Origin of the sequence: Xenorhabdus budapestensis (genome assembly GCF_002632465.1) — a bacterium.
GTDB lineage: Bacteria > Pseudomonadota > Gammaproteobacteria > Enterobacterales > Enterobacteriaceae > Xenorhabdus > Xenorhabdus budapestensis.
Genome location: NZ_NIBS01000068.1, coordinates 1 through 2,700 on the forward strand (window position 1 = coordinate 1; position 2,700 = coordinate 2,700).

A 2,700-nucleotide genomic window follows, 5' to 3' on the forward strand; every position below is an offset into this window, starting at 1 on the left:
TGATTTTCAGGTCAAAATCCGGGGCTACCGTATTGAATTGGGGGAAATTGAGAGTGCGCTGGCGACCCATCCACAGGTAAAACAGGCGGTAGTGATTGACTGGGAGCATGAGGGACATAAAGCACTGGCAGCTTATCTGATTACTGACGGAAGCATAGAAGATCAGAACCTGATTGAACATATATCAGTCCGCTTGCCTGAATATATGATCCCCGCCAGTTTTACCCGCATTGATTCGGTGCCTCTGACGCTGAATGGTAAGTTGGATCGTCGGGCATTACCGGAACCAACATGGGGGAACAAGAGGGGGTATGTTGCGCCACGTACAGAACTGGAAACCCAACTTTGTGCTATCTGGCGGAAGGTCTTAGGGGTGGAACGCGTTGGTATTGAGGACAACTTCTTCCGCATTGGTGGTAATTCAATTATGGCCATCAAGCTGGCCGCCGCTATTCGCCGTACCTTGTCAGTGGATCTTCCGCTGATACAGTTATTTGAGTTGAAAACGGTTGCTCAGTTGGCTGCTCACATGATGGGGCAGCAGAGTTGCACTGTGATCCCACATGTCGAATTGACCCGTTATCCCCTGTCATTTGCTCAGGAACGGTTGCTGTTTATTGAACAATTTGAACAGGGTTCTCATGCTTATCATGTTCCTTATCTGGTGTTGCTGGATGAAGGTGCTGACCTGTCTTTGCTGGAAACAGCGATTAATCAGATTGTTGATCGCCATCCGGTGATGAAAACCGTCTACCGTAATGATGATAAGGGGTTGGCTTATCAGCAAGTGCTGGATGGGCATATTCTGCTCAGGTCACAACGTTGTGAAGGAGCTAATTCGCTGTTACAAACGGTACGTGCTGAATTTGCTATTCCGTTTGATCTGACATCTGAACCAAGCCTGCGTCTGCGTCACTATCAAGTAGCGGAACAACATTATCTACTGATGATATGGCACCATATTGCTATTGATGGTTGGTCTGTCGATATCTTTATGGATGAACTGGCGAAAATTTATCAGGCATTGTCAGCGCCCCGTGATAGCCAACTGCCGCCGCTTGATATCACCTATGGTGACTACGCTAAGTGGCAACGCGAATACTTGCAGGGTGAAATACATGAACGTCAGTTAGCGTACTGGCAGCAGGCTTTGGCGTGCTATGAACCTTTGTCACTACCAACCGACCGATCCCGACCGGCACAAATCGATTATCAGGGGCGGGATTTCCATTTTGTGTTGGAAAGAAAATTTTCTGATCAACTAAGGGAGCTGGCAAAACAGCAGGAAACGACGCTATTTACTGTATTACTCAGTGGCTTTTATCTCATGCTGGCGAAACTGTCTGGACAGAATGACATCGTACTGGGAACGCCGACTGATAACCGACACCATGTCCAGACTCAGCCACTGATTGGTATGTTCGTAAACTCATTAGTATTGCGGGCGCAACTTGAGCAGGGCAACAGTGTGACCCATCTGATAAGACAGACACATACTGTTATTGCTCAGGCCAAATCCCATCAGGATATGCCGTTTGAACAGCTGATTGATGCACTGAAAGTTGAACGTGATACGACTCGTCACCCGATTTTCCAAATTATGTTTGGATTGCAGAATTTTGGTGAAGGGCAACAGGATGCGTCAGGTCTGCCATTCAGACCTGTGAATCTGGAAGACACTTTATACAGCCCTGCCAAGTTTGATCTGAGTCTGTTTATGTCCGATGGCAAAGACGGTATCGCTGGTGGTATCAATTACGCTATCAGCTTGTTTGATGAGTCAACGATATCCCGGATGGCAGATTTCTATCAGCGTGTTCTGACCGCTTTTGTGGTGGATCAGAAGCAATCTCTCGCCACGCTTGAGGTACTGTCAGAGCAGGAACGTCATACTCTGCTCTATAGCTGGAACCAGTCGGATGTCCCGTACCCGCAAGATTACACACTCCAGCAGCAGTTTGAGGCACAGGTTGTAGCCACACCGGATAACATTGCGCTGGTATTCGAAGGGGAAAGTCTGACCTACCGTCAGCTAAATGAACGGGCAAACCAGTTAGCCTTTGCTATTCGCCAACATTATCAACAGCAACGCCATGCGCCAATGCCGATTGATACCCCCGTGGCCCTGTATCTGGATCGCAGTCTGGAGATGGTAGTCAGTATGCTGGCGGTACTGAAAGCGGGTGGTGCTTATGTACCTGTCTCTCCGCAATATCCCGCTGAGCGTGTCCGCTTTATTCTGGCCGATACTCAGGCTCCGTGTGTAGTGACCCAACAGCGGCATTTGCCGGTATTAGAGACATACTGCGAGATACTGCCTGTTCAGCCCGCTCTGATAGCGGCAGATGATCAGGCCGTGACCGCCGGTCAGCCAGCAGAAAATCCGGCCTTAATCAACCAGCCGACCGATCTGGCTTATATCATCTACACCTCAGGCACCACCGGTCAGCCAAAAGGGGTGATGGTGGAGCATAGCAGTGTTCTGAATCTGACTCAGTTTATTGCCAGAACACATCTACTGGCGCCACAGGTGAAAGCGCTGTTTTTCTCCAATTATGTGTTTGATGCTTCTGTTTTTGAAGTTTTCCCGGTGCTGATGTTCGGTGCTACCCTGTATATTGCTCCTGCCGCAGTAACCGGCGACAGTGAGCAACTGCTGGCGTTTATCAATCAACATAAGATCACCAAAGCCTTTATTCC

Annotated in this window: 1 protein-coding gene; it reads left to right on the forward strand. The window is 48.8% G+C overall.

The genetic code is table 11. From position 1 onward, the window contains the following. Positions 1–2,700: condensation domain-containing protein (locus Xbud_RS18720; RefSeq protein ID WP_145956676.1), on the forward strand; the 2,700-nt coding region annotated here is incomplete at both ends.